This window comes from Streptosporangium sandarakinum (assembly GCF_050942225.1).
Classification (GTDB): Bacteria; Actinomycetota; Actinomycetes; order Streptosporangiales; family Streptosporangiaceae; genus Streptosporangium; species Streptosporangium nondiastaticum.
The window spans coordinates 6,975,909-6,997,275 of the sequence record NZ_CP192034.1 but is presented as its reverse complement, the minus strand read 5'-3'; the positions used below and the strand labels follow the sequence as shown (position 1 = coordinate 6,997,275).

At 72.5% G+C, this 21,367-nt stretch carries 17 protein-coding genes and 1 pseudogene; 11 read left to right on the top strand and 7 right to left on the bottom strand.

Annotated features, from left to right (window positions below):
• Positions 1-57: 57 nt before the first annotated feature.
• Positions 58-2,193, bottom strand: coding sequence for a hypothetical protein (locus tag ACQP10_RS32025; RefSeq protein ID WP_346019135.1), 2,136 nt, complete (start codon positions 2,191-2,193; stop codon positions 58-60).
• 331 nt (positions 2,194-2,524) lie between these two features.
• On the opposite strand from ACQP10_RS32025, the gene ACQP10_RS32020 reads away from it, so the two are divergent.
• From ACQP10_RS32020 to ACQP10_RS32000, 5 genes are read left to right on the top strand one after another with little or no spacing between them, the layout of a single operon-like run.
• On the top strand, positions 2,525-3,700 hold the full coding sequence (locus ACQP10_RS32020; RefSeq protein WP_390001236.1) for an ABC transporter ATP-binding protein: 1,176 nt from the start codon (positions 2,525-2,527) through the stop codon (positions 3,698-3,700).
• Positions 3,690-4,364 (top strand): ABC transporter permease, encoded by a 675-nt coding sequence (locus ACQP10_RS32015; protein WP_179825074.1) that lies wholly within the window; start codon positions 3,690-3,692, stop codon positions 4,362-4,364. Before ACQP10_RS32020 ends, ACQP10_RS32015 begins: the two co-directional genes overlap by 11 nt.
• Positions 4,361-5,032 (top strand): ABC transporter permease, encoded by a 672-nt coding sequence (locus ACQP10_RS32010; RefSeq protein ID WP_179825072.1) that lies wholly within the window; start codon positions 4,361-4,363, stop codon positions 5,030-5,032. The genes ACQP10_RS32015 and ACQP10_RS32010 overlap by 4 nt, the downstream gene beginning before the upstream one ends.
• A 37-nt stretch (positions 5,033-5,069) precedes the next feature.
• Entirely contained in the window at positions 5,070-5,999 is a 930-nt protein-coding gene (locus tag ACQP10_RS32005; RefSeq protein ID WP_346019137.1) for an ABC transporter substrate-binding protein, read from the top strand.
• Positions 6,000-6,059: 60 nt separating this feature from the next.
• Positions 6,060-6,554 (top strand): flavin reductase family protein, encoded by a 495-nt coding sequence (locus ACQP10_RS32000; protein WP_179825068.1) that lies wholly within the window; start codon positions 6,060-6,062, stop codon positions 6,552-6,554.
• A gap of 18 nt (positions 6,555-6,572) precedes the next feature.
• Here ACQP10_RS32000 and sppA read toward each other — a convergent pair whose 3' ends face one another.
• Together sppA and ACQP10_RS31990 are read right to left on the bottom strand one after the other, a co-directional pair.
• Entirely contained in the window at positions 6,573-8,273 is a 1,701-nt protein-coding gene (gene sppA, locus ACQP10_RS31995; RefSeq protein WP_346019138.1) for a signal peptide peptidase SppA, read from the bottom strand.
• Between the two features lie 30 nt (positions 8,274-8,303).
• Positions 8,304-10,415, bottom strand: coding sequence for a S8 family peptidase (locus ACQP10_RS31990; RefSeq protein ID WP_433540260.1), 2,112 nt, complete (start codon positions 10,413-10,415; stop codon positions 8,304-8,306).
• Positions 10,416-10,710: 295 nt separating this feature from the next.
• Between ACQP10_RS31990 and ACQP10_RS31985 the strand changes: the two genes are divergently transcribed.
• Both ACQP10_RS31985 and ACQP10_RS31980 read left to right on the top strand, forming a co-directional pair.
• Positions 10,711-11,274, top strand: coding sequence for a MarR family winged helix-turn-helix transcriptional regulator (locus tag ACQP10_RS31985; protein ID WP_433540259.1), 564 nt, complete (start codon positions 10,711-10,713; stop codon positions 11,272-11,274).
• Positions 11,264-11,674 (top strand): hypothetical protein, encoded by a 411-nt coding sequence (locus tag ACQP10_RS31980; protein ID WP_433540258.1) that lies wholly within the window; start codon positions 11,264-11,266, stop codon positions 11,672-11,674. Before ACQP10_RS31985 ends, ACQP10_RS31980 begins: the two co-directional genes overlap by 11 nt.
• Positions 11,675-11,768: 94 nt before the next feature.
• On the opposite strand, the gene ACQP10_RS31975 is transcribed toward ACQP10_RS31980, so the two are convergent.
• The 3 genes and pseudogenes from ACQP10_RS31975 to ACQP10_RS31965 form a co-directional block, all read right to left on the bottom strand.
• Positions 11,769-13,370 (bottom strand): glycosyl hydrolase family 18 protein, encoded by a 1,602-nt coding sequence (locus ACQP10_RS31975; protein ID WP_346019142.1) that lies wholly within the window; start codon positions 13,368-13,370, stop codon positions 11,769-11,771.
• Between the two features lie 662 nt (positions 13,371-14,032).
• Positions 14,033-16,168 (bottom strand): annotated as a pseudogene (gene glgB / locus ACQP10_RS31970) (1,4-alpha-glucan branching protein GlgB); the annotation flags it as partial.
• A 352-nt stretch (positions 16,169-16,520) separates the two neighbouring features.
• Positions 16,521-17,003 carry a MarR family winged helix-turn-helix transcriptional regulator gene (locus ACQP10_RS31965; RefSeq protein WP_433540257.1) on the bottom strand — a complete coding sequence of 161 codons (483 nt, stop codon included), beginning with the start codon at positions 17,001-17,003 and terminating at the stop codon, positions 16,521-16,523.
• A 126-nt stretch (positions 17,004-17,129) separates the two neighbouring features.
• Between ACQP10_RS31965 and ACQP10_RS31960 the strand changes: the two genes are divergently transcribed.
• The 4 genes from ACQP10_RS31960 (at position 17,130) to ACQP10_RS31945 (ending at position 20,070) form a co-directional block, all read left to right on the top strand.
• A complete protein-coding gene (locus ACQP10_RS31960; protein ID WP_179825056.1) occupies positions 17,130-17,690 on the top strand; it encodes a YceI family protein in 561 nt (186 codons plus the stop codon).
• A gap of 76 nt (positions 17,691-17,766) precedes the next feature.
• The gene (locus ACQP10_RS31955) at positions 17,767-18,534 is read left to right on the top strand and encodes a pirin family protein (protein ID WP_433540256.1); all 768 of its coding nucleotides are present in this window, start codon (positions 17,767-17,769) and stop codon (positions 18,532-18,534) included.
• 188 nt (positions 18,535-18,722) lie between these two features.
• Positions 18,723-19,079: a GNAT family N-acetyltransferase gene (locus ACQP10_RS31950; protein WP_346019145.1), complete on the top strand. Its 357-nt coding sequence runs from the start codon at positions 18,723-18,725 to the stop codon at positions 19,077-19,079.
• A 1-nt stretch (position 19,080) separates the two neighbouring features.
• The gene (locus tag ACQP10_RS31945; protein ID WP_433540255.1) at positions 19,081-20,070 is read left to right on the top strand and encodes a pirin family protein; all 990 of its coding nucleotides are present in this window, start codon (positions 19,081-19,083) and stop codon (positions 20,068-20,070) included.
• Positions 20,071-20,088: 18 nt separating this feature from the next.
• On the opposite strand, the gene ACQP10_RS31940 is transcribed toward ACQP10_RS31945, so the two are convergent.
• Positions 20,089-21,243 (bottom strand): copper amine oxidase, encoded by a 1,155-nt coding sequence (locus ACQP10_RS31940; protein ID WP_346019147.1) that lies wholly within the window; start codon positions 21,241-21,243, stop codon positions 20,089-20,091.
• Positions 21,244-21,367 lie beyond the last annotated feature (124 nt).

Genomic DNA, 21,367 nt, shown 5'->3' with positions numbered 1-21,367 from the left:
CACAGCAGACGCCGGACCGCTCACGGCGCCACGGCAGACGCCGGACCGCTCACGGCGTCACGGCGCCAGGGCGGGCACGGCGAGGAAGACGATCACCGCGATCGCCACGCAGATGAGGAAGCCCACGAACTCCCAGACCCAGTCGTGGTGACGCTCGGCGTGCCTGCCCGGCCGGCGCCTGGGCCTGCGGTGCGACCGCCCGCCGGACCGTGCCGTACGGGACGCCCGGACGCTCGTCTCCGGGACATCGGCCCGGACCCCGGTCACGGCCCCGGTCACGGCCGTGGCCCCGGCCTCGGCGTCCCCGAGGTTCCCGGCGTTCGCCAGCATCCCGGCCCGCCAGGCGGCGACCTCCTGGAAGTCGGTCGTCGCCGCGGTGGCCGTCCGGGGGTCCCGCGTCTCCGCGGTGGCCTCGGGCTCCTGCCCGTTCAGGGACCACCCGGTGTCGGCGGGCCGTTCCATCCCGTGTACGCGGACGGGTCGTTCCGGCGCGGTCCAGTCGACGATCGGCCACTCGTCGTGCGGAGCCCGTACGGCCTCCGCCCGCCCGTCGCCCGTCGCCGGGCCGGCGTCCGCGTGCGGCACGCCCCCTGTGTCCGCGAGAGGGGTCCTCCCGGCGTCCCCGTACGGGTTCGCCACGGCGTCCGTACGCGCCGTCCGGTCCTGGACCGGGGACGTCGGGGACGTCTGACCCTGGACCGGGGACGTCGTGGAGCCAGGGACGGTCAGATCCTCCAGCTCGTCGGCCCGCAGCGGCCAGCCGGGCAGTGGCCGCTCGTGCTCCCCCCGCCGGCCGGCTTCCTCGCGCCGCCCGCGATCCCCCCGCTGATCGGGCTCTTCGCGCCGCTCGTGCCGCCCGCGGTCGGTGCGCCGCCTGTCGCGGTCGCGCTCCTCGCGCGGCGCGGCGGCCACCAGCCTGTCGGTCCGGATCAGGGCCGCCCGCGCCTCGCGGGTGAGGGGCTGGAACAGGTTCCCCACGGAGGGGAACCCGTCCGGCGACGGCGGTGATGACGGTGACGGCGATGACGACGACGGTGACGGCGGCGACGGCGACGCCTCGGGTTCGAGCACGTCCCCGGGGACCGGGGCGGACAGGGGCGCCGAGCCGCGCGGCGAGGGCCGGCGCAGCCTCGCCCGCCGGGCGCGGGGCGACATGTCGTCGAGCGAGGTCAGGACCGCGTCCTTGAGCCGGGGTATCGGCTCGGTGGTGGCCTCGTGCGCGGAGACCACATCCGGGTTCGGCGGCGAGAGGAGGTCGGACGCACGGTCCCGCGCGGAGGAGCCGGGGTGGCCCGAAGATCCGCGGGAGCCGGTGGGACCCGAGGGTTCGGACGATCCGGGGGAGCCGGGGAAGGCCGGGGAGCCCGAGAGGCCAGGAGAACCGGGCGAGCCGTCGCGCGGTCCGCCCGCCGGTCCGATCGGCAGCGGGAACACGGTGGTGCTGGTCAGCGCGTCGGTCTCGGAGGGCGGGAGCGGCCACACCGGGGGCGCGGGCCACAGCCTCCTCAGCGGGGGACCGGAGGGGCGCGATGCGGAAGCCGTACCGGGCCGGATGCCCGGCGTGGCGGGAGCCGCACCCGGCCGGACCCCCGGCGGAGCGGAAGCCGTACCCGGCCGGACTCCCAGCACGGTGGCGCGCAGGCCCGGCGGTGGGACGGCCCAGGGGGCGCGGGCGAGGACGTCGCGGATGGGCGCGGCGTCCAGGGCGCCGAACACCTCGGCCATGCGGTCCGGAACCCTCATCGAGGCCAGGGCCGGGCGCAGCGCCTGGGCGAAGCGCCGGCAGGCGCTCACGGTCAGCTCGTCGGCGGTGTCGGCGGCCACGTCGAGCACCCAGGAGAGCTCGAAGGCGTCCATCTCGCACACGCCGGACAGGTACAGCACCTCGCGCTGGTGGGGTCGCAGGTCGCGCAGCACCCGCCCGACGAAGGCGGCCACCAGGTCGGCTCCGGCGACCGGCGGCGCGTAGACGACGTCGCGGTGCTGGATCTCGCGGCGGGCCAGCGCGTAGAGGGCGGCGCGCGGCGGCCCGGCGGTCTCCACGGCGGCGAAGACGGCCGTCAACGCGGCGGCTGCGGCGCCGGGATCACCGAGCTGGTCGTGACAGTACGCGAACAGTCCGGCGGCGTGACGGTCGTAGAGCTCGGCGACGAGGTCACCACGCGAGCGCCGACCGAGGAGCGGTTGGGTCACGGGACCGGTTCCTCTGGTGGTTCGGATGGTTCAGGCGGGGGCATCTGACGATGAACCCGGGCGAGCGGAATACGTACGGTGCCTAAGTGGCTGTTGATGCATGTGTGTCAGATGAGTCACTCCCCACGATATGGGTAATCATGCCGGGTCGGCGGGCCCAATCGCACTATTGACTGCCCTTTCCCCGGAGGGCTTGCTAGCCTGAGCGGCCCCCTGGTGGGGGCCATGGGAGGGTTGAGTTGGATACCTCACCTTTGTCGGTCCCGCGTTAGACCATGGGGCGGTTGTGGGCAGGGGGTCCCACGCCCCGCCGGCGAGCAAAAGGTTACGCATGATCACATTCGACCGTGTCACCAAGCGATATCCAGACGGAACCGTCGCCGTGGACGACCTCAGCCTCGAAGTCCCCACGGGCGGGATAACCGTGTTCGTCGGCCCCTCCGGATGCGGCAAGACGACGTCCCTCCGGATGATCAACAGGATGATCGACCCGAGCGAGGGCCGCGTCCTCCTCGACGGCGTGGACGTCACCACCGTCGATCCGCCCACGCTGCGGCGGGGCATCGGCTACGTGATCCAGCAGGCCGGTCTCTTCCCGCACCGGAAGATCGTGGACAACGTCGCGACCGTGCCCCAGCTCCTCGGGTGGGACCGGCGGAAGGCCCGGGACCGCGCTATGGAGCTGCTGGAGCGGGTGGGCCTGGACACCGGCCTCGCGAACCGCTATCCCTTCCAGCTCTCCGGCGGCCAGCAGCAGCGCGTCGGCGTGGCCCGCGCGCTCGCGGCCGACCCGCCGGTGCTGCTGATGGACGAGCCGTTCAGCGCGGTGGACCCGATCGTGCGCGCGAGCCTGCAGGACGAGCTGCTGCGGCTCCAGGCCGAGCTGCACAAGACGATCGTGTTCGTCACCCACGACATCGACGAGGCCGTCAAGCTCGGCGATCGGGTCGCCGTGCTGCAGGTGGGCGGGCACCTGGCGCAGCTCGACGACCCCGCGACGCTGCTGGCCAGGCCCGCAGACGGGTTCGTCCGGGAGTTCCTCGGCCGCGACCGGGGAATCCGGCGGTTGTCGTTCGTCCCCGGCGAGGGCCTGCGGCTGCGCGACGATCTGACCGTGCCGGTCTCCGCCGACGTCGCCTCGGCCCGCGGTACGGCGGAGCCCTGGCTGGCCGTGGTCGGCCCGGACGGCGGACCCCTGGGCTGGGCCGCCACCTCCGGTCTTCCGAAGAGCGGGACGTTCGAGGCGGTGCCGCTCGCGCCGTACGGGACGTTCGTCAGGGGCCGGGACTCGCTCCGCGCGGCGCTGGACGCGGCGCTGCTGTCCCCCTCGGGGAACGCGATCGCGGTGGACGACTCCGGGCGGGCCGAGGGCGTGGTCACCCGCGAGGTCCTGGACGAGGCGCTGGTCCTGGCCGCCCGGGAGGCGTCCCGCGTGGCGGGGGAGACCCGGGCCGGCGAAGGACCCGGGGAGGCCGGCGGAGCCCGGGAGGCCGCGGATGGACGGTGAGCCCCTGGTCCGCTGGGACTGGATCTGGCGCAACTGGAGCACCGGCCGGGCCGGCAGCATCGACTCCCTGCTCCAGCAGCACGTGGTGATGGCGCTGCTGCCGGTCGTGCTCGGGCTGGTCGTCGCGCTGCCGATCGGGCTGGCCTGCGTGCGCTGGCGCTGGCTGTACCAGCCGACGGCCGGGCTGATGAACGTCGTCTACGCGCTGCCGTCCCTGCCGGTCTTCATGCTCCTGCTCCCGGCGACCGGCCTCGGACCGGCGACCGTGATCATCCCGCTGAGCTTCTACGGCGTGGCCGTGCTGATCCCCGCCGTGGTGGACGGCATCGCCTCTGTCCCCGACCACGTGCGGCAGTCGGCGGTCGCGATGGGCTTCACCCCGCTGCGCCGGCTGCTCCGGGTCGAGCTGCCGATCGCCGTCCCGGTGGTGCTGGCGGGCCTGCGCGTGGTCGCGGTCTCCAGCATCAGCCTGGTCAGCGTGGGCGCGCTCATCGGCCAGGGCGGGCTGGGCAACCTGTTCACCGACGCGTTCAAGCGGGACTTCCCCACCCCGGCGGTCGTGGGCATCGTGCTCATCGTGGCGCTGGCCCTGCTGGTGGACGGCCTCCTGCTCGCCGCGCAGCGGCTGCTCACCCCCTGGCAGCGGGCGAGGGGGAGCGCGTGAACTGGCTGACCGACTTCTTCGGCGACCCGGCCCACTGGTCGGGGCCCGACGGCATCCCGGCCCGGCTGCTGGAGCACCTGGCGTTCTCCGCGGCGGCGCTGCTGCTGGCCGCGCTGATCGCGCTGCCGCTGGGGCTGTGGATCGGCCACACCGGCCGGGGCGCCTACTTCATCGTGGCGACGGTCAACGTCGCCCGCGCGATACCCACCCTCGGCCTGCTCGTGCTGTTCGTGCTGCTGCTCGGCACCACCACGGTCTGGCCGGTGCTCATCCCGCTGGTGGCGCTGGCGGCGCCGCCCATCCTGGTCAACACCTACGAGGGCGTCCGGGGCGTGGACCCCGACCTGCGGGACGCCGCGTACGGCATGGGCCTGCGCGGCGGCCAGGTCCTGGGCAGGGTGCTGGTGCCGGTGGCGCTGCCGCTGATCCTGCTCGGGCTGCGGCTCTCGGCCGTCCAGGTGGTGGCGACCACGACCGTGGCGGCCTACGCCGGGCTCGGCGGGCTGGGCCGTTTCATCATCGACGGCCTGGCGACGAAGGACTACGCGAGCGTCGCGGGCGGCGCCGTGCTGGTGGTGCTGTTCGCGCTCGCCGTACAGCTGCTGTTCACGTTGGCACAGCGGACGGCGGTGTCACCGGGGGTGAGCCGGAGACAGCGCGTCCGCTAATCTACTAATAACCCCCCGTTTGAAAGGGAAATGCACGATGAAGCGTCTGTTCGGCACCGCGGCGGTAATCCTGTCCGCGGCGCTCACACTTACCGCGTGCGGCGGGGGAGACCCCCTGACCAGCGCCTCCGCGAGCCCGGCCACCACCGGTTCCGGCTCGGGATCGGGTTCCGGGGGCGGCAAGGCCGTCGTCGGCTCCTTCGACTTCCCCGAGAGCGTCCTGCTCGCCTCCATCTACGCCCAGGCGCTGGAGGCCAAGGGCGTCACGGTCGAGGAGAAGCCCAACATCGGCAGCCGTGAGATCGTCTACGACCAGGTCAAGAGCGGCGGCCTGACCGTGCTCCCCGAGTACAACGGGGCGCTGCTGGCGTTCATCGACCCGAAGACCACGGCCGCGTCCAAGGAAGAGGTCAACGACGAGCTGAAGGCCAAGCTCCCGGCCGAGGTGGAGATCCTCGACTCGGCCGCCGCCGAGGACAAGGACTCCCTCACGGTCACCAAGGAGAGCGCGACCAAGTACAAGCTCACCACGATCGAGGACCTCGCCAAGGTCTCCAAGCAGAACGCCGTCGGCGGCCCGCCCGAGTTCAAGAAGCGGCGCGAGGCCCAGTTCAAGGACGTCTACGGCCTGGAGTTCAAGGAGTGGAAGCCGACCGGCGCGACCACCGCCGACGCCGTCAAGAGCGGCACGGTCCTGACCGGCAACGTCTTCACGACCGACCCGAAGATCGTGCTCAACGACCTGGTCCCGCTGGAGGACCCCAAGAACGTCTTCAGCGCCCAGAACGTCACCCCGCTGGTCAACAAGGCGGCCGCGAACGACACGGTGCGGACCACGCTGAACGCGATCTCCGCCAAGCTCGACACCCAGACCCTCGTCGACATGATGAAGCGCGTCGCGGTGGACAAGGACGACGCCGCCGTGGTCGCCAAGGACTGGCTGACCAAGAACGGCCTGGCCTCCTGACCTCCATCCGGGCCCGGTCGCGTGGCGGCACCGGGCCCGGAGGTCCGGGATGATTGCGGTATGAGCGAGTTCACCGAGGCCATGGCGGGGGTGGCGACCGCGGTGACGGTGGTCACCGTCAACGACGAACGCGACGACGTGGGCGGCACGGTCGGCACCTTCACGTCCGTCTCGCTCGACCCCGAGCTGGTGATGGTGAGCCTCGCGAACACCGGATACCTCAACGAGCTGCTGCTGCGCCGCGACCGCTGGGCGGCCAGTGTGCTGTCGGCCGGGCAGAAGGCGATCGCCAGCCGCTTCGCCACCCCGGGCCGTCCCGGCGCGCGGCTGCTGCTCGCCGGGACGCCGCACCACCGGGGTGAGCTGAGCGGGGCGCTCGTCGTGGAGGGCGGCGTGGCCGCGCTGGAGGCCGAGACGACGCACGTCGTCCCGGCCGGCGACCACACGCTCTACATCGCCCGGGTGCTGGGCGTGAGCTACGTCGAGCCGTCGCTCGCCCCGCTCGTACGGCTCCGCGGCCGCTACCGCCCCGCCGGCGGCCCGGACACCCGCTGACGCGCCGGGACCCGACGGCTAGCGGATCGTCCAGGAGCCGGGGAGCATGAGCGGGCCGTACGACGGCAGGCCCAGCTCGGCGGCGAGGTGGGAGATCGAACCCCACGACTCCAGCCGGACCCGGGACAGCGCGGCGGCCTTGTCCTCGCTCGACTCCGCCGGGCGCAGCCGCTCCAGCGGGCTCAGCCTGGGGTAGACCCGCACCGGGGCGTCGGCGGCGACGCCCGCCTTCTTCCGCGCCAGGGCGAGGGCGTCCTCCAGGCCGCCGAGCTCGTCGACGAGCCCGTGCGCGTGGGCGTCCGCGCCGGTCCAGACCCGGCCCCTGGCCAGCTCGTGGACGCGCTCGCGCGGCAGGTCACGGCCCTCGGCGGCCTTGGCCACGAAGTCGTCGTAGACCCGGTCCAGCCAGGCGTTGACCCGAGCCCACTGGGCCTCGGAGAAGGCGTTCGTCGGGGAGAACATCCCGGCGTTGGCGCCCTCGCCGACCGTCTCGGAGGAGATGCCGATCTTCTCCAGCAGCCCGCCGATGACGGCCTTGCCGCCGAACACGCCGATGGAGCCGGTGAGCGTGCCCGGCTGGGCCACGATCGCGTCGGCGGCCATCGAGACCATGTAGCCGCCGGAGGCCGCGAGGTCGCCCATCGAGACCACGACCGGCTTGCCCGCCTTACGGGTCAGCACCACCTCGCGCCAGATGGCGTCGGAGGCGACGTAGGAGCCGCCGGGGCTGTCCACCCGGAACACGACGGCCTTGACGTGGTCGTCTTCGCGGGCCGCGCGCAGGGCCGCGCAGACGGTGTCGGAGCCCATCGCCCCGCCGCCGCCCAGCGGGCTGCGGCCGCTGCGGCCGAGCCGTACCGCGCCGTTGCCGTGGACCAGCGCGACGACGTCCTCGCCGGGGCGGGGCAGTTTCTTCGCGATCGGGCCGCGGGCGTAGCGGGCGACGTAGAGGAGCCGGGAGTCCTCACCGGCGGCCTTCTTGACCTCGTCGTAGACCTCGTCGCGGTAGGCCATCCGGTCCACCAGGCCCGCCTCGACGGCCTCGGCGCCGATGAACGGCCCCTGATCCACCAGCTCGCGGACCTTGGCGGGCTCCATCCCGCGGCCCTCGGCGATGCCCGCGACGACCTGCTCGGTGATCGACTCGGTGATCCGGCCCATCGACTCGCGATGCGCCTCGGTCATGTGGTCCTGGGTGTAGGTGTTGGCCGCGGTCTTGTACTCGTGCCGCTGGCCGATCTGGTAGTCCACGCCGAGCTTGCCGAGCGCGCCCTTCAGGAAGCGCTGCTCGATCGCGACGCCGGTGAGTCCCACGTCGCCCGACGGCTGCAGGTAGACCCGCTCGAAGGCGGTGGCCAGGTAGTAGGGGACGGTGCCCGCGCCGAACTCGCCGAACGACTCGGCGAACGCGACCGTCAGCTTGCCCGCCTCGCGCAGCCGGGCCACGGCTTGGCGCAGCTCCTGCACCATCGCCAGTCCCAGCGGGCGGGTGCCGATCTTGACGACCAGGGCCTTGACCCGCGTGTCCGTCCGGGCGCGCTTGAGGCCGGACAGCACGTCGCTCAGCCGCGGCCTGCGCATGGACAGCACCGCGTTCAGCGGGTCGGCCGGGGGGCCGTCGAGCAGGCCCTCGGTGAGGTCGAGCTCAAGGACCAGCGGGGCGGTGCGCCGCTGCCGGAACCGGTCGACGGAATCGATGATCACCTTGGTCGCGTCCATGGCTAACACCCTAGGCGACCAAAAAGCTACTTATGCGATACGGAGGACATTCACCCCTTTCCGTAGCATCGAGGTGGACGAGGTGAGCGAGGCGCCGGTGAGCCGCCGCTTCTCCGCCGTGGCGATGACGCTCCCGACCGTGGCCTTCGCGCTCCCCGCGGATCCCGTACGGCCGGCCTTCGCGGTGAGGCCGGCCGCGCCGTGCGCCCAGTTCAGCCAGGCGGCCAGCAGCTCGCCGTCCAGCGCGGCCCGCGCCGTCCGCTTGGCCGGGCGCAGCACCCGGTAGGCAGTGCCGAGCGTGGAGGCGCGGGTGACCTCGGGGAAGACCGCGCTCGCCTTGGAGACGAGCCGCAGGTAGCAGCCGAGCGTCCCGTCGCTCAGCACGCCCTTGCCCCGGGTCATCTCGACGGCCCACTGCGCCGCGGTCAGGCGCTTTCCTCCCCTGCCCCGGGTGCAGACGACGGGCGCGGGCGCCGGGGGACCGGGAGGCGCGGCGGTTACCGTGACGGTGACCGTCACCGTCGGCAGCGGGACGGGCTCCGGCTCGGCGGGCGCCGGGGTGTCCTCCGGGTTCGGGGCCGGGCCGGAGCTGGGGTCCGGGACGGGGGCGTCGTCCGGGCCGTCCCCCGCACCGTCCCCGGAGCCGTCGCCGGGCTCCTGGGTGGCCGGCGGGCCGGGCGCCCGGCCGGTCAGCGCGCCGTACACGTCGAGGCGCGGGGTGGTGACCCCGTCGTAGACGATCGGGCGGCCCGCCGCGGTCAGCCTGCCGACGAGCGCGTCGGGGGAGGCGTCGGCGGACTTCTGCGCCAGCGCCGCCAGCGCGCCGGTGACGTGCGGGGTCGCCATCGAGGTTCCGCTGTAGACCGCGGTGCCGCCGCCGGGCACCGCGGAGTCGATCTCAAGGCCCGGCGCGAAGAGGTCCAGTGTCGGGCCGTGGTTGGACCAGGAGGGCACCCGGTCGTCGTCGCCCACCGCGCCCACGGTCACCGCGCTGGAGACGCACGCGGGTGCGCCGCCGCCCGCCACGCCCTCGTTCCCGGCGGCGGCGACGGTGACGACGCCCCGGGCGCGCAGCGCGTCGATCCGCTGCTTCAGCGGGCCGATCTCCGGCTCACCGTCACACGACCCCGAGTAGAAGCCGCCGCCGAGGCTGAGGTTCACCGCGATCAGGCCCGGCCGGGAGGTGTCCTTCAGCCTGATGAGGTGGTCGAGGGCGAGCAGGATCGTGGACTCGTAGGCGCCCACGCACGCGTCCTCGGTCACGCACTCCTCGACGCCGTCGAACCGGCTGAAGACCTGGACCGCCACGACGTCGGCGCCCGGCGCGACGGCGTGCGCGATGCCCGCGACATGGGTGCCGTGGTCGCACAGGTTGACCGCGCCGCTCACGCACGCCGCCGTCTTCGCGTCGGCCGAGCCCGGGCCGGTCTGTGTGCCCTGCCCGTTGGGGCACAGGGACTTCGCGCCGCCGTCGGCCGCCGAGAAGCACGCCTCGTCCACGACCTTCCCGTTCAGCGCTGGGTGGCCGGCGTCGATCCCGGTGTCCACCACCGCGATCGTCCGGCCCTCGCCGGTCGCGCCCTCGGCGACGGCCCGGTCGGCCCCGATCAGCGCCAGCCCGGAGGACAACGAGGCGGCGGAATAGGCGCGGTCACGCCGGACCGACACCACCCGGGGGTCGGCGGCCAGCGCCTCCAGGGACTCGCCCGTGCCCTCGACCACCAGGAAGGAGGTGTCCGGCGGCTGCAGCAGGACCTCGGTGCCGGGCAGCGTCCGCGCCTCGCCGGCCACCGGCGCGGCCTCGGCGGGCGCGGTCACCTCGACGATGACCCGGCCACCGTCCCCGCCGCCGTTTTCGCCGTCCTCGCCGCCGAGCCCGGCCTCCAGCTTCGGCCGCTCCGCCGGTGGCGTCTCCTGTACGGCGGGCGGGTTCTGCGCGACCGGCGGATCCTGTGCGGCAGGCGTCCCCTCGGGCGGGGCCGTACCGGTGGCGGCCGGAGCCGGGACCGTACCGGCGGTGTCCGTGACCGGGGCCGTGACGGCGGCCGGAGGCGGGGCGGGCGGGGAGTCGGCGGCGAGCGCGGGCGCGGCCGGGGTGATGGTGAGCATGATCGCCATGGCCACGAGAGCGCGAAGTCGCACACGTCCTCCGGGGGATGAAACGGGCGATTCGGAGTCTAGGGAGCGTCTCGCCTCCGGTGAATACCTTCGCGACGGATTTCCGGATCTTCCCAGGTCGCGTTCAGGGCCGGGCGGTCCCGGGCGTGGGGCGGCGTGGGAGGAGGCCCGTGTTGGGAACGGCTCGGGATTCCCGAGTGTGAGACGGCGTGGGAGCCCTGAGTGTGGGACGGCGCGCGGGCCGGGGCGAGGGACGGCGCGGGAGCCGGGACGTCCGGTTGATCATTTATGGAAGCATGTACTAATCTTCTTTCTCATTATGAACGACGTACATAATTTCGAGGTCGATACAGCCGGTTTCCACTACGACCCCCGGGTCAGGGCCACCATGGCCCGGTTCGTCACCGACGGCGGTGATCCGCTCGCCTTCGAGGCGGCCGCGGCCGTCCGCACCGCCCACCGCGCCGTCGAGCGCATGCGCTCCCACGGCTCCGAGGGCCGGGGGCTCAGCGCGGGCGCGCTCGACGTGCTGATCCGCCTGGACGGCGAGGAGCGAGGACTCAGCATCGGCGAGCTCGCCCGAGCCGCCGGGGTCAGCTCGCGCAACGTCACCGGGCTGGTGGACACGCTGGAACGCGACGGCCTGGTCCGCCGGGTCCCCGACGAGGCGGACCGGCGTTCGGTCCTCGCCGAGATCACGCCCGCCGGACGGGCCTGGCTGGACGCCTTCCGTAAGCCCACGCAGGCGGCCATGCGGGCGATGTTCCGCGGATTCACGCCCGAGGAGCTGGTCGTCTTCCGCGACCTCTGCCTGCGGCTGGCCGACAACCAGATCCGGCTCTCCGCCCACCTCCGCCAGAACGGACAGCGCGATGACCACTGACACTCCGGCCGGAACGGACGGCGCAATGACCACCGACACCCCGGAGCGGACCCGTCACGCCGTGCGGGGCTACCACGAGGCGCGCTTCCGCGGCGACGCGACCGCGGCGTACCTCGGCGAGCCGTTCCGTTTCCAGAGCCCGTTCATCACCTCCGACGACCGCACGGGACACCTGGCCACGCTGCCGGGGTTCGTGTCGATCGTGACGGGGGTCGACCTGATCAGCGAGCTGTACGGCGAGGCGGAGGCGACGCTCGTGTACGACGTGCACACCGCGACGCCGGCCGGCACCCAGCGCACGGCAGAGCACTTCCACCTCGATGGCGGTGTGATCACCTCGATCACGCTGGTGTTCGACACCGCGCCCTGGCAGTCGATGAGGGAGTGGATAGAGCCCTGACGGGACACCGCCGCGCCGCGTACGACGGAACGGGCCCGGACATGGCTCGACCCCCCGCGGCCTTGAGCGCACGGAGGGCCGAGCGAGCGAAACTTTACCGGAGTCCGCCTGCCATGGCGCTGACGAGCTCACCGTTGGCGGTGTCGCCGCTGGTCTCCCAGAAGAAAGCGCCGCCCAGACCCTGGTTCTTGGCGTAGGTCATCTTGCCGGCGATGGTGGCCGGGGTGTCGTAGCTCCACCACTGGCCGCCGCAGAAGCCGTAGGCGGTGCCGGCGACGGTGCCGGTGACCGGGCACTTGGTCTTGATGACCTTGTAGTCCTCGATGCCCGCCTCGTAGGTGCCGGGGGCGGCCCCGGTGGCGGTGCCGCCGGGCGCGGCCTGCGTCACACCGGTCCAGCCGCGGCCGTAGAAGCCGACGCCGAGCAGGAGCTTGGACGCCGGGACGCCCTTGGCCTTCAGCTTCTGGATCGCGGCGTCGGAGTTGAAGCCCTCCTTCGGGATGCCGGTGTAGGAGGTGAGGGGCGAGTGCGGGGCGGTCGGGCCCTTGGCGTCCCAGGCGCCGAAGAAGTCGTAGGTCATCGGCATCAGCCAGTTCAGGCTCGCCGCCGCGCCCGCGTAGTCGGTGACGTCGAGCTTGCCGCCGGAGGAACCGTCGGCGGTGATCGCCGCGGTGACCAGCGCGCTGGAGCCGAACTTGGCGCGCACCGCGGAGACCACGTTCTTGAAGGCGTTCGGGCCGCTGGTGTCACAGGTCAGGCCGCAGGCGTTGGGGTACTCCCAGTCGATGTCGATGCCGTCGAAGACGTCGGCCCAGCGCGGGTCCTTCACCAGGTTGTAGCAGGACTCGGCGAACGCCGCGGGGTTGGCCGCGGCCTGGGTGAACCCGCCGGACCAGGTCCAGCCGCCGAACGACCACAGCACCTTGAGGTTCGGGTAGGCCTTCTTGAGCTTACGGAGTTGGTTGAAGTTGCCGCGCAGCGGCTGGTCCCAGGTGTCGGCGACGCCGTCCACGCTCTGGTCGGCGGTGTAGGCCTTGTCGTAGTCGGCGTAGGAGTCGCCGATCGAGCACCGGCCGCCCGTGGTGTTGCCAAAGGCGTACAGGATGTGGGTCAGCTTCGCCGCGGTGCCGCTGGTGGCGAGGTTCTTCACGTGGTAGTTGCGGCCGTAGACGCCCCATTCGGTGAAGTAGCCGACGAGCTTCTTGCCGCCCGGGGTGCCGGGGTCGTCGGTCGGGGTGACCGTGGGGGTCGGGGTGGGAGTGATCGTGGGGGTCACGGTCGGCGTGGGGGAGGGGTCCGTGGGGCCGCCGCCGCAGGGGGCGCCGTTGAGCTTGCAGTTCAGCACGCCGGACAGCCCGCCCGGCGCGCCGTTGAAGCCGAAGCTCACCGAGGCGCCCGCGGCCAGGGCGCCGTTCCACGGCTTGTTGGCGAAGGTGTAGTGGTTGCCGCTCTTGGTCATGTCGGCGTCCCACGCCGAGGAGACCGAGTTGGCGGCCGGCAGGTCGAACTCGACCTTCCAGCTCGTCAGGGGGCTCGTACCCGCCTTGACGGTGACCTTGCCCTCGAAACCGGTGCCCCAGTCCGAGGCGGTCACGTAGGTGGCGGTGGCCGGCGTGGCGGCCGTCGCGGTGCCGATCCCGACGGGGACTAACAGCGCTGCCGCAGCGATGAAGGAGCCGATGGTGATTCTTCGCAAGGGTCACTCCAGGTCAGAGAGTTCCTAGCCCCCGTACATATAGGAAAGTTTCCTATTGATTAACCGAGCGTAGGTTCCCGTTGTCCCGGGGTCAATGCCTTGTTCGCGGCCGTGTGGCCGACTGCGGCCCGCCGAGGATGGCCCGGAAACGGCGAACGGGCCGGCCACAACGCGTGTGACCGGCCCGTTCGCGGCGCGGCGCGGCGGCCGGGGCCGCCAGAGGGCGGTGAAAAGACAGTCGGAAAAACTTACCGGCCGCTGTCGGAACGGGCGGAGCCGCCCGAGCCCGGGACCCCTTCCGACGGCTCGGCGGTCTCACCCGAGGCCCCGACAACCGGCTTCACGGCCACGCCCGGGGCTCCGGCGGCGGGTTCCGCGGCCGTGTCCGGGGTTCCCGGCGCGGGCTCCGCGATCACACCCGGGACGTCGGCCACGGGCTCGGTGGCCATGCCCTCGCCGCCCCCGGTGACCGCCACGGTCTCCGGCGCCGCCGGTTCCACGACGGTCTCCGTCACCATCGGCTCCGCGTCCGGGGGCGGGACGTCGCCGGCGCCCTCCTCGGCCAGGACCTCCTCGGCCGCCTCCTCCACCACGGCCGCCGCCGCGGTCAGCGCGGCCGCGGCCTCGGTGGCCGGGTCCTCGACGCGCTCCCCGGCGTGCCGGAGCCAGACGGCGCCCAGCGGCGGGACGCGCAGCCGGGCGGAGTACGGCTGGCCGTGCCAGGACTCCTCGACCGCCTCCACCGCGCCGAAGTTCCCCACGCCGCTGCCCGCGTAGTCGTAGGCGTCGGTGTTGAGCACCTCCTCCCACGCGCCTCCCCACGGCAGGCCGAGGCGGTAGTCCTCGTGCGGCGCGCCGGAGAAGTTGACCACGCAGGCGACGGCCGATCCGTCGGGCGCCAGGCGCAGGAACGACAGCACGTTGCCCTGCGCGTCGTCGGCGTCGATCCAGCGGAAGCCGTCCGGGGAGATGTCCTGCGTCCACAGCGCCGGGGTCTCCCGGTAGACGCGGTTCAGGTCGCGCACCAGCCGCTGCACGCCCCGGTGCAGGTCGAAGTCGAGCACCCACCAGTCGAGCCCGCGCGTCTCCGACCACTCCGAGCCCTGGCCGAACTCCCCGCCCATGAACAGCAGCTGCTTGCCGGGGTGGGCCCACATGTAGGCGAACAGCGCGCGCAGGTTGGCGAACCGCTGCCACTCGTCGCCGGGCATCTTGCCGAGCAGCGACCCCTTGCCGTGGACCACCTCGTCGTGCGACAGCGGCAGCACGAAGTTCTCCGAGTAGGCGTACATCAGGGAGAACGTCATCTGGTGGTGGTGGTACTGCCGGAAGACCGGCTCGTGCGCCAGGTAGGCGAGGCTGTCGTGCATCCAGCCCATGTTCCACTTGAACCCGAACCCGAGGCCGCCCAGGTGCACCGGCCGCGAGACGCCGGGCCACGCCGTCGACTCCTCGGCGACGGTGACGATCCCCGGCTGGTCACGGTAGACGACCGCGTTCATCTCCTTGAGGAACTCGACCGCGTCGAGGTTCTCCCGCCCGCCGTACTGGTTGGGCGTCCACTCGCCCTCGCGCCGCGAGTAGTCGAGGTAGAGCATGGAGGCGACCGCGTCCACCCGCAGCCCGTCGATGTGGAACTCGCGCAGCCAGTACAGCGCGTTGGCGACCAGGAAGTTGCGCACCTCCCGGCGGCCGAAGTCGAAGACGTAGGTGCCCCAGTCGGGGTGCTCGCCCCTGCGCGGATCGCCGTGCTCGTACAGCGGCGTCCCGTCGAACCGCGCCAGCGCCCACTCGTCCTTCGGGAAGTGCGCGGGCACCCAGTCGACCAGGACCCCGATGCCCGCCCGGTGCAGGCTGTCGACCAGGTGGCGGAACTCGTCGGGCGTGCCGAACCGGGAGGTCGGCGCGTAGTAGGACGTCACCTGGTAGCCCCACGAGCCGCCGAACGGGTGCTCGGCCACCGGCATGAACTCCACGTGCGTGAACCCCATGTCCACCACGTACTCGACCAGCTCGGTGGCCAGCTCCCGGTAGGACAGGCCCGGCCGCCACGACCCGAGGTGCACCTCGTAGACGCTCATCGGCTCCTTCACCGCGACGCGCTCGGCCCGGCGGCGCATCCACTCGGCGTCCTGCCACTCGTGGTACGAGGCGTCGACCACCGAGGCCGTCGCGGGCGGCACCTCCGTGCGCCGGGCCATCGGGTCGGCCTTGGCCCGCCAGACGCTGTCGGCGCCCAGGACGGAGAACTTGTACCGCTCGCCCTCCTCCAGCCCCGGGACGAACAGCTCCCACACCCCCGAGGAGCCCAGCGACCGCATCGGGTGGCCCGAGCCGTCCCAGTGGTTGAAGTCGCCGATCACCCGGACGCCCCGCGCGTTCGGCGCCCACACGGCGAAGGCCACGCCGTCGGTGTCCTCGTGCCGCATCACCCGGGCGCCGAGCACCTCCCACAGCCGTTCGTGGCGCCCCTCGCCGATCAGGTGCAGATCCACCTCGCCCAGCGTGGGCCAGTGCCGGTAGGGATCGGACATCTCGTACGGCTCGGCCCCGGCGTAGGAGACCCGGAACCGGTAGTCCGGGACCTTGTCCAGCCCGGGGACCATCACCTCGAAGACCCCGTACGCCACGTGCTCCATGTCGTGGACCTGGTCGTCCAGCACGAGCTGGACCTTCTGCGCCAGGGGACGCAGTGCCCGGACCGTCACGCCTTTCGGCCCGGGATGCGCCCCGAGGATCGAATGCGGGTCGTGGTGTGCCCCTCCCGCCAGGCGGTTCAGGTCCAGGTGCGCGTTCATGGATCACTCCCGTAACTCGGTGTCCCCTACCCTGCCCTCCCCGGGCACCTCAACCCATGCCCGTGTCCGCTATCACCATGCGTGCCATGAAAACGTAGGAGACGCAGGCGGGGAAATCCGTTCGTCCGTTGCCGGCTGCCCACTGCCTGGTCGTAGCGTCCCACCCGGCGGACACCACCTGCAAAACCCGCCGCGCCCTTCCCGACGTCCACCGCGTACTTCCCGGTTTTCCGCCGCGCACTTCGCCATGTCGGCCGTACCTCGGCGACGTCGAGGTACGACCGCCGCCGAGGTACGGCCGGCAACGCCGCCGAGGTGCGGCCGGCGCCGCCGGGAGGTACGGCCGGCACCCTCAGGCGGAGTCGGCGCAGTCGCCGGCCGCGGTCTCGATCCGGGCCGTCACCTGGGTCGACAGCCGTTCGAGCGCGGCGACCTGCTCGGGGGTGAGCCCCTCGAAGAACAGGCTCCGGACCGCCTCGACGTGCCCGGGGGCCGCGGCGGTGATGGCCTCGCGGCCGGCGTCGGTGAGCACGACGAACGCCCCCCGGCCGTCCTCGGGGCACTCCTCGCGGCTGATCAGGCCGCGGCGCTGCATCCGGGTCAGGTGGTGCGACAGGCGGCTCTGCTCCCACTGCAGCTCGCGCTGGAGCTCGAAGGGGCGCAGCCGTCCGTCCGGGGTGTCGGTGAGCTCGACGAGCACTCCATAGTCGGCCAGGGAGAGGCCGGAGTCGGCCTGCAGCTGCCGGTTGAGCAGGGCGGTCAGCTGCCCGTGCATCCGTATGTACGCCCGCCAGGCGCGCTGCTCCTCCTCGCGGAGCCATCTGGGGCTTTCCATGCCTCCCACCCTACCCAAGTGGATGACACGTCATCGGAATTGCGGAATGGATGACGTGTCATGTACGTTGTGGGCGTGTGAATGACACGTCATCCAACCGGATGGCAGATCACGAAGGAGAGCGTCATGACCGTCACCGCCACCGAGTTCGCCAAGCTCACCGGCACCTACACCATCGACCCGGCCCACACCCGCATCGGGTTCGTCGCCCGGCACGCGATGGTGACGAAGGTCCGCGGCGCGTTCAACGAGTTCGAGGGCACCGCCGTCATCAACGGCGACGACCCGGCCGCCTCGTCCGCCAGGGTCGTCATCAAGGCCGCCAGCATCGACACCCGCAACGCCCAGCGCGACGAGCACCTGCGCGGCAACGACTTCCTGGCCATGGACGACCACCCGGAGATCACCTTCGTCTCCACCGCCGTCCGCCAGACCGGCGAGACCGAGTTCGACCTGACCGGCGACCTCACCATCAAGGGCGTCACCAACCAGGTGACGATCCCCTTCACCTACGAGGGCACGGCGGCCGACCCGTTCGGCAACCTGCGCGTCGGCTTCGAGGGCTCCGTGACGATCAACCGCAAGGACTACGGCGTCACCTGGAACGCCGCCCTGGAGACCGGCGGCGTGCTGGTCGGCGAGAAGATCGTCCTGGAGTTCGAGGTCTCCGCGATCAAGAACGCCTGACAACCGTACGGCGCCCGCCGTATCCCATCGAATCGTCCGAGATCAGCAGCACACTCCGTCCCGGAAAGGGGAAACCATGACCACCACCCTGCCCACCCCGGCCGTGGACGTCCGCCGCGCCGATGAGCGGTTCGCCACCAAGATCAGCTGGCTGGACTCCAAGCACTCGTTCTCCTTCGGCGGCCACTACGACGACGCCAACACCCACCACGGGGTGCTGCTGGTCAACAACGACGACATCGTGCGCCCGGGCACCGGGTTCGACACCCACCCGCACCGCGACATGGAGATCGTCACCTGGGTGCTGCGCGGCTCCCTCGTCCACCAGGACTCCGAGGGGCACAACGGCGTCATCTACCCGGGGCTGGCCCAGCGGATGAGCGCGGGCACCGGCATCCTGCACTCGGAGAAGAACGACTCCTGGCGGATCTCCGGTGACGTCCACGACGAGCCGGTGCACTTCGTGCAGATGTGGGTGGTGCCCGACGAGCCCGGCATCGTCCCCGGCTACGAGCAGCTGGAGATCGAGAGCGAGCTGCTGGCCGGCGGCCTGGTGCCGGTCGCCTCGGGCATGCCCGAGCACGACGGCGCCTCGGCCATCCGCATCAAGAACCGCTACGCCGCCCTGCACGCCGCCCGCCTGGAGCCCGGCCGGAGCGTGGAGCTCCCCGAGGCGCCGTTCCTGCACCTGTTCGTGCCCAGGGGCACGGTCACCCTTGAGGGCGCCGGCACCCTCGGCGAGGGCGACGCCGTCCGCTTCACCGCGACCGGCGGGCAGCGGGTCACGGCCGTGGAGCCCGCGGAGATCCTGGTGTGGGAGATGCACGCGGCCCTCGCCGCCTGAGCCGCCTGGGTGCCCGAGCCGCCGGGCACCTGAGCCGCCTGGTGCCCTGAGTCGCCGGGTGCCTGAGCCGCCGGAACGACCGGACCCGGGGCCGCCGGCCCCGATCCGGCCGGCCCCGGATCGCGGCGCGCGGGACGGAGCGAGATGATGAGCGAACACCGAGCAGGAGAGCCGTGAACATCGTGAACATGGAGCAGACAGAGCCACGCGTCGTCGACAACCCCGAGGCGAGCCGCTTCGAGGTCGTCGTGGACGGGGAGGTCGCCGGGTTCGCCGAGTACCGGCGGGCCGGGGACAGGCGGTCCTTCACCCACACGGAGGTGGACCCGCGCTTCGAAGGGCGCGGTCTGGGCTCGATCCTGGTGCGCGGCGCCCTCGACGCCACCCGCGCCGCCGGGCTGTCGGTGCTGCCGTTCTGCCCCTTCGTCCGCCGCTACATCGAGCGCCACCCGGACTACCTGGATCTCGTGCCCGGAAACCAGCGGGCCCGCTTCGGCCTCCCCACCGGCGAATCCGACCCCACAGCCGGAAGAACCGGAGCCTGAGATGAGCGATCCCGGTCGAGACGCGGACCAGGCGGTGTACGGCTGCTCGGTCGCCGAGGTGCCCGAGCCGGAGAGCGTTCTCCTCCCCGGGCACGATGTGCCGCTGGGCCGCTACACCACGGTGCGGCGGCTGCTGCCGCAGCGTCCGCGCCGCATGGTGGGCGCCTGGTGCTTCGTCGACCACTTCGGCCCGGACGACGTCGCCGGCCGGCCCGGCATGCAGATCGCGCCGCACCCGCACACCGGCCTGCAGACCGTCACCTGGCTGGTCGAGGGCGAGATCATGCACCGCGACAGCCTCGGCAGCGCCCAGCCGATCACACCGGGACAGCTCAACCTGATGACGGCGGGTCACGGCATCGCCCACTCCGAGCAGTCGCCGCCGGACCACCCGCCGGTCATGCACGGGCTTCAGCTGTGGATCGCGCTGCCGGAGGACGCCCGCCACGGCGAGGCCCGCTTCGAGCACCACCCCGCCCTGCCGACGCTGCGCGACGGAGACGCGACCGTCACCGTCGTGGCGGGCGAACTGGGCGGTGTACGGTCACCCGCGCGGGTGCACAGCCCGCTGGTCGGCGCGGAGGTGCTGCTGCCCACCGGCGGACGGCACCGGCTCCCGCTAGACCCGGCGTTTGAGAACGCCGTCCTGGTCATGTCCGGCGCCGCGACCGTCGCCGGCACGGCCCTGGAGCCCGGCTCGCTGCTCTATCTCGGGCGGGGCCGCTCCGAGGTCTCCATCGAGGCGGCCGAGGCCGCGGGGGAGACCAGGCTGTTCCTGCTCGGCGGCGAGCCGTTCGAGGAGCCGCTGGTGATGTGGTGGAACTTCGTGGGACGCACCCACGAGGAGATCGTCCGGGCCCGCGACGAGTGGATGCGGGGCGACCGCCGCTTCGGCACGGTGGACGGCTGCGACGAAGCCCCGCTCCCGGCGCCCGTGATGCCCACCGTCCGGCTCAAGGCCCGAGACCGCCACGGCCGCACCGTCGGCTGACGTCCCGGGCCATGGGGTTCAGTAGGGGTTCTTGGCCGTCACGTCACGGGGTGTGATGCGGAACCCCTGCCAGTGGGTCGGCATGGTGTCGCCGTCCTCGTCACGGGCGACGTGGTGGAAGTCGACGTTGACCCAGACCACCGGGTCGGTGATCCGCTCTCCGTTGACGTAGCGGTCCACGGACGTGGCGCAGCCGGGCGAGGGGTTGGTGGTCGCCAGTCGTTCGCAGGCGCGGTACTGGGTCACGTAGATGTCGGCCTGGGTGAACTTCTCGTTCGCCGGGCCGCGGTACTGGGAGCTCTCGGAGTTGTTGATCTCCCAGGAGACGGGGTGCCCGTCGGCGTTGCGGACCCGGGGATCGACCACGCGCCACCAGCGCATCGGGCTGTTGACGGCCTTGCCCTCCCGGGTGAACGTGGTGTGGGAGATCTTCCGCTTGGCCGTGCCGGACCCGGAGAAGTCGTACTGCTCGACGACGTCGTCCTGCTTGCCCTGGATGTCGAAGTCGAGGCGCCAGAAGATGTTGTGGCTGTGGCTCTCCTCGAACGTCGCGCGGCCCACCCCGATGGGCCAGCCGTGCTCGGGGGTGGTGGTGAACCCCGACAGCGAGCCGGTCGCGCCCACCCGGGGGGTGATCGCGCCGTCGTCGGAGAAGCCCCACTCGACGAGGTAGGTGTACCAGCCGACCTGGAAGGCGGAGAACACCACCAGCTCGCGCCCCTGGGCCGTCCTGGCCGGCTCTCCGTCGCCGCCCTTCAGGTAGGCGTGGCCACGCGGCCGGGTCGTCACGCAGACGAACTGCCCGCGCCGCGCACCGCCGGGGCAGTCGACGGCCTGCAACGGGATGGCGGTGGCGCCGAGGGCGCCGATGTCGTGGTAGCGCGGGGTGCCGCTGTCGTAGGGCACGTGGATCTGGGCCAGCGCGGCGGTGCGCAGCACGCTGACCGCCCGGCTGCCCCTGGGGGTGTAGGCGACCTTGGTCAGCGTCAGCCCCTCGACGTTGCGCATCTCCCAGCACATCTGCCAGCGCGCGCCGTTCGGCATGGCCTGGTCGATCCGGTACGGCGTGCCGCACGGCGCGGCCGGCGCCTGCGGGGCGGCCGCCGCCTGTGCGCCGGTCCGCCATCCGGTGCCGGGAAGCAGCGCGAGGGGGAGCAGGAGCGCCCCGAGCACGCCGGACCGGAACGCCCGCCGGGACGGGACCCGCGGCTTCCACCGGAGTGGTGACCGGGTCGCCGCGCGGGTGAGAAGCCGGGGTGCCGAACGGGTGAGGACACGGGGGAGGGCCGGGGGGAGG

Coding starts and splice junctions, on each gene's coding strand:
- ACQP10_RS32005 (WP_346019137.1), top strand. CDS start 5,070: ATGAAGCGTCTGTTCGGCACCGCGGCGGTAATCCTGTCCGCGGCGCTC.
- sppA (WP_346019138.1), bottom strand. CDS start 8,273: ATGGACGCGACCAAGGTGATCATCGATTCCGTCGACCGGTTCCGGCAG.
- ACQP10_RS31965 (WP_433540257.1), bottom strand. CDS start 17,003: ATGGAAAGCCCCAGATGGCTCCGCGAGGAGGAGCAGCGCGCCTGGCGG.
- ACQP10_RS31950 (WP_346019145.1), top strand. CDS start 18,723: ATGGAGCAGACAGAGCCACGCGTCGTCGACAACCCCGAGGCGAGCCGC.
- ACQP10_RS32000 (WP_179825068.1), top strand. CDS start 6,060: ATGAGCGAGTTCACCGAGGCCATGGCGGGGGTGGCGACCGCGGTGACG.
- ACQP10_RS32015 (WP_179825074.1), top strand. CDS start 3,690: ATGGACGGTGAGCCCCTGGTCCGCTGGGACTGGATCTGGCGCAACTGG.
- ACQP10_RS31955 (WP_433540256.1), top strand. CDS start 17,767: ATGACCACCACCCTGCCCACCCCGGCCGTGGACGTCCGCCGCGCCGAT.
- ACQP10_RS31945 (WP_433540255.1), top strand. CDS start 19,081: ATGAGCGATCCCGGTCGAGACGCGGACCAGGCGGTGTACGGCTGCTCG.
- ACQP10_RS31960 (WP_179825056.1), top strand. CDS start 17,130: ATGACCGTCACCGCCACCGAGTTCGCCAAGCTCACCGGCACCTACACC.
- ACQP10_RS31980 (WP_433540258.1), top strand. CDS start 11,264: ATGACCACTGACACTCCGGCCGGAACGGACGGCGCAATGACCACCGAC.
- ACQP10_RS32020 (WP_390001236.1), top strand. CDS start 2,525: ATGATCACATTCGACCGTGTCACCAAGCGATATCCAGACGGAACCGTC.
- ACQP10_RS31985 (WP_433540259.1), top strand. CDS start 10,711: ATGAACGACGTACATAATTTCGAGGTCGATACAGCCGGTTTCCACTAC.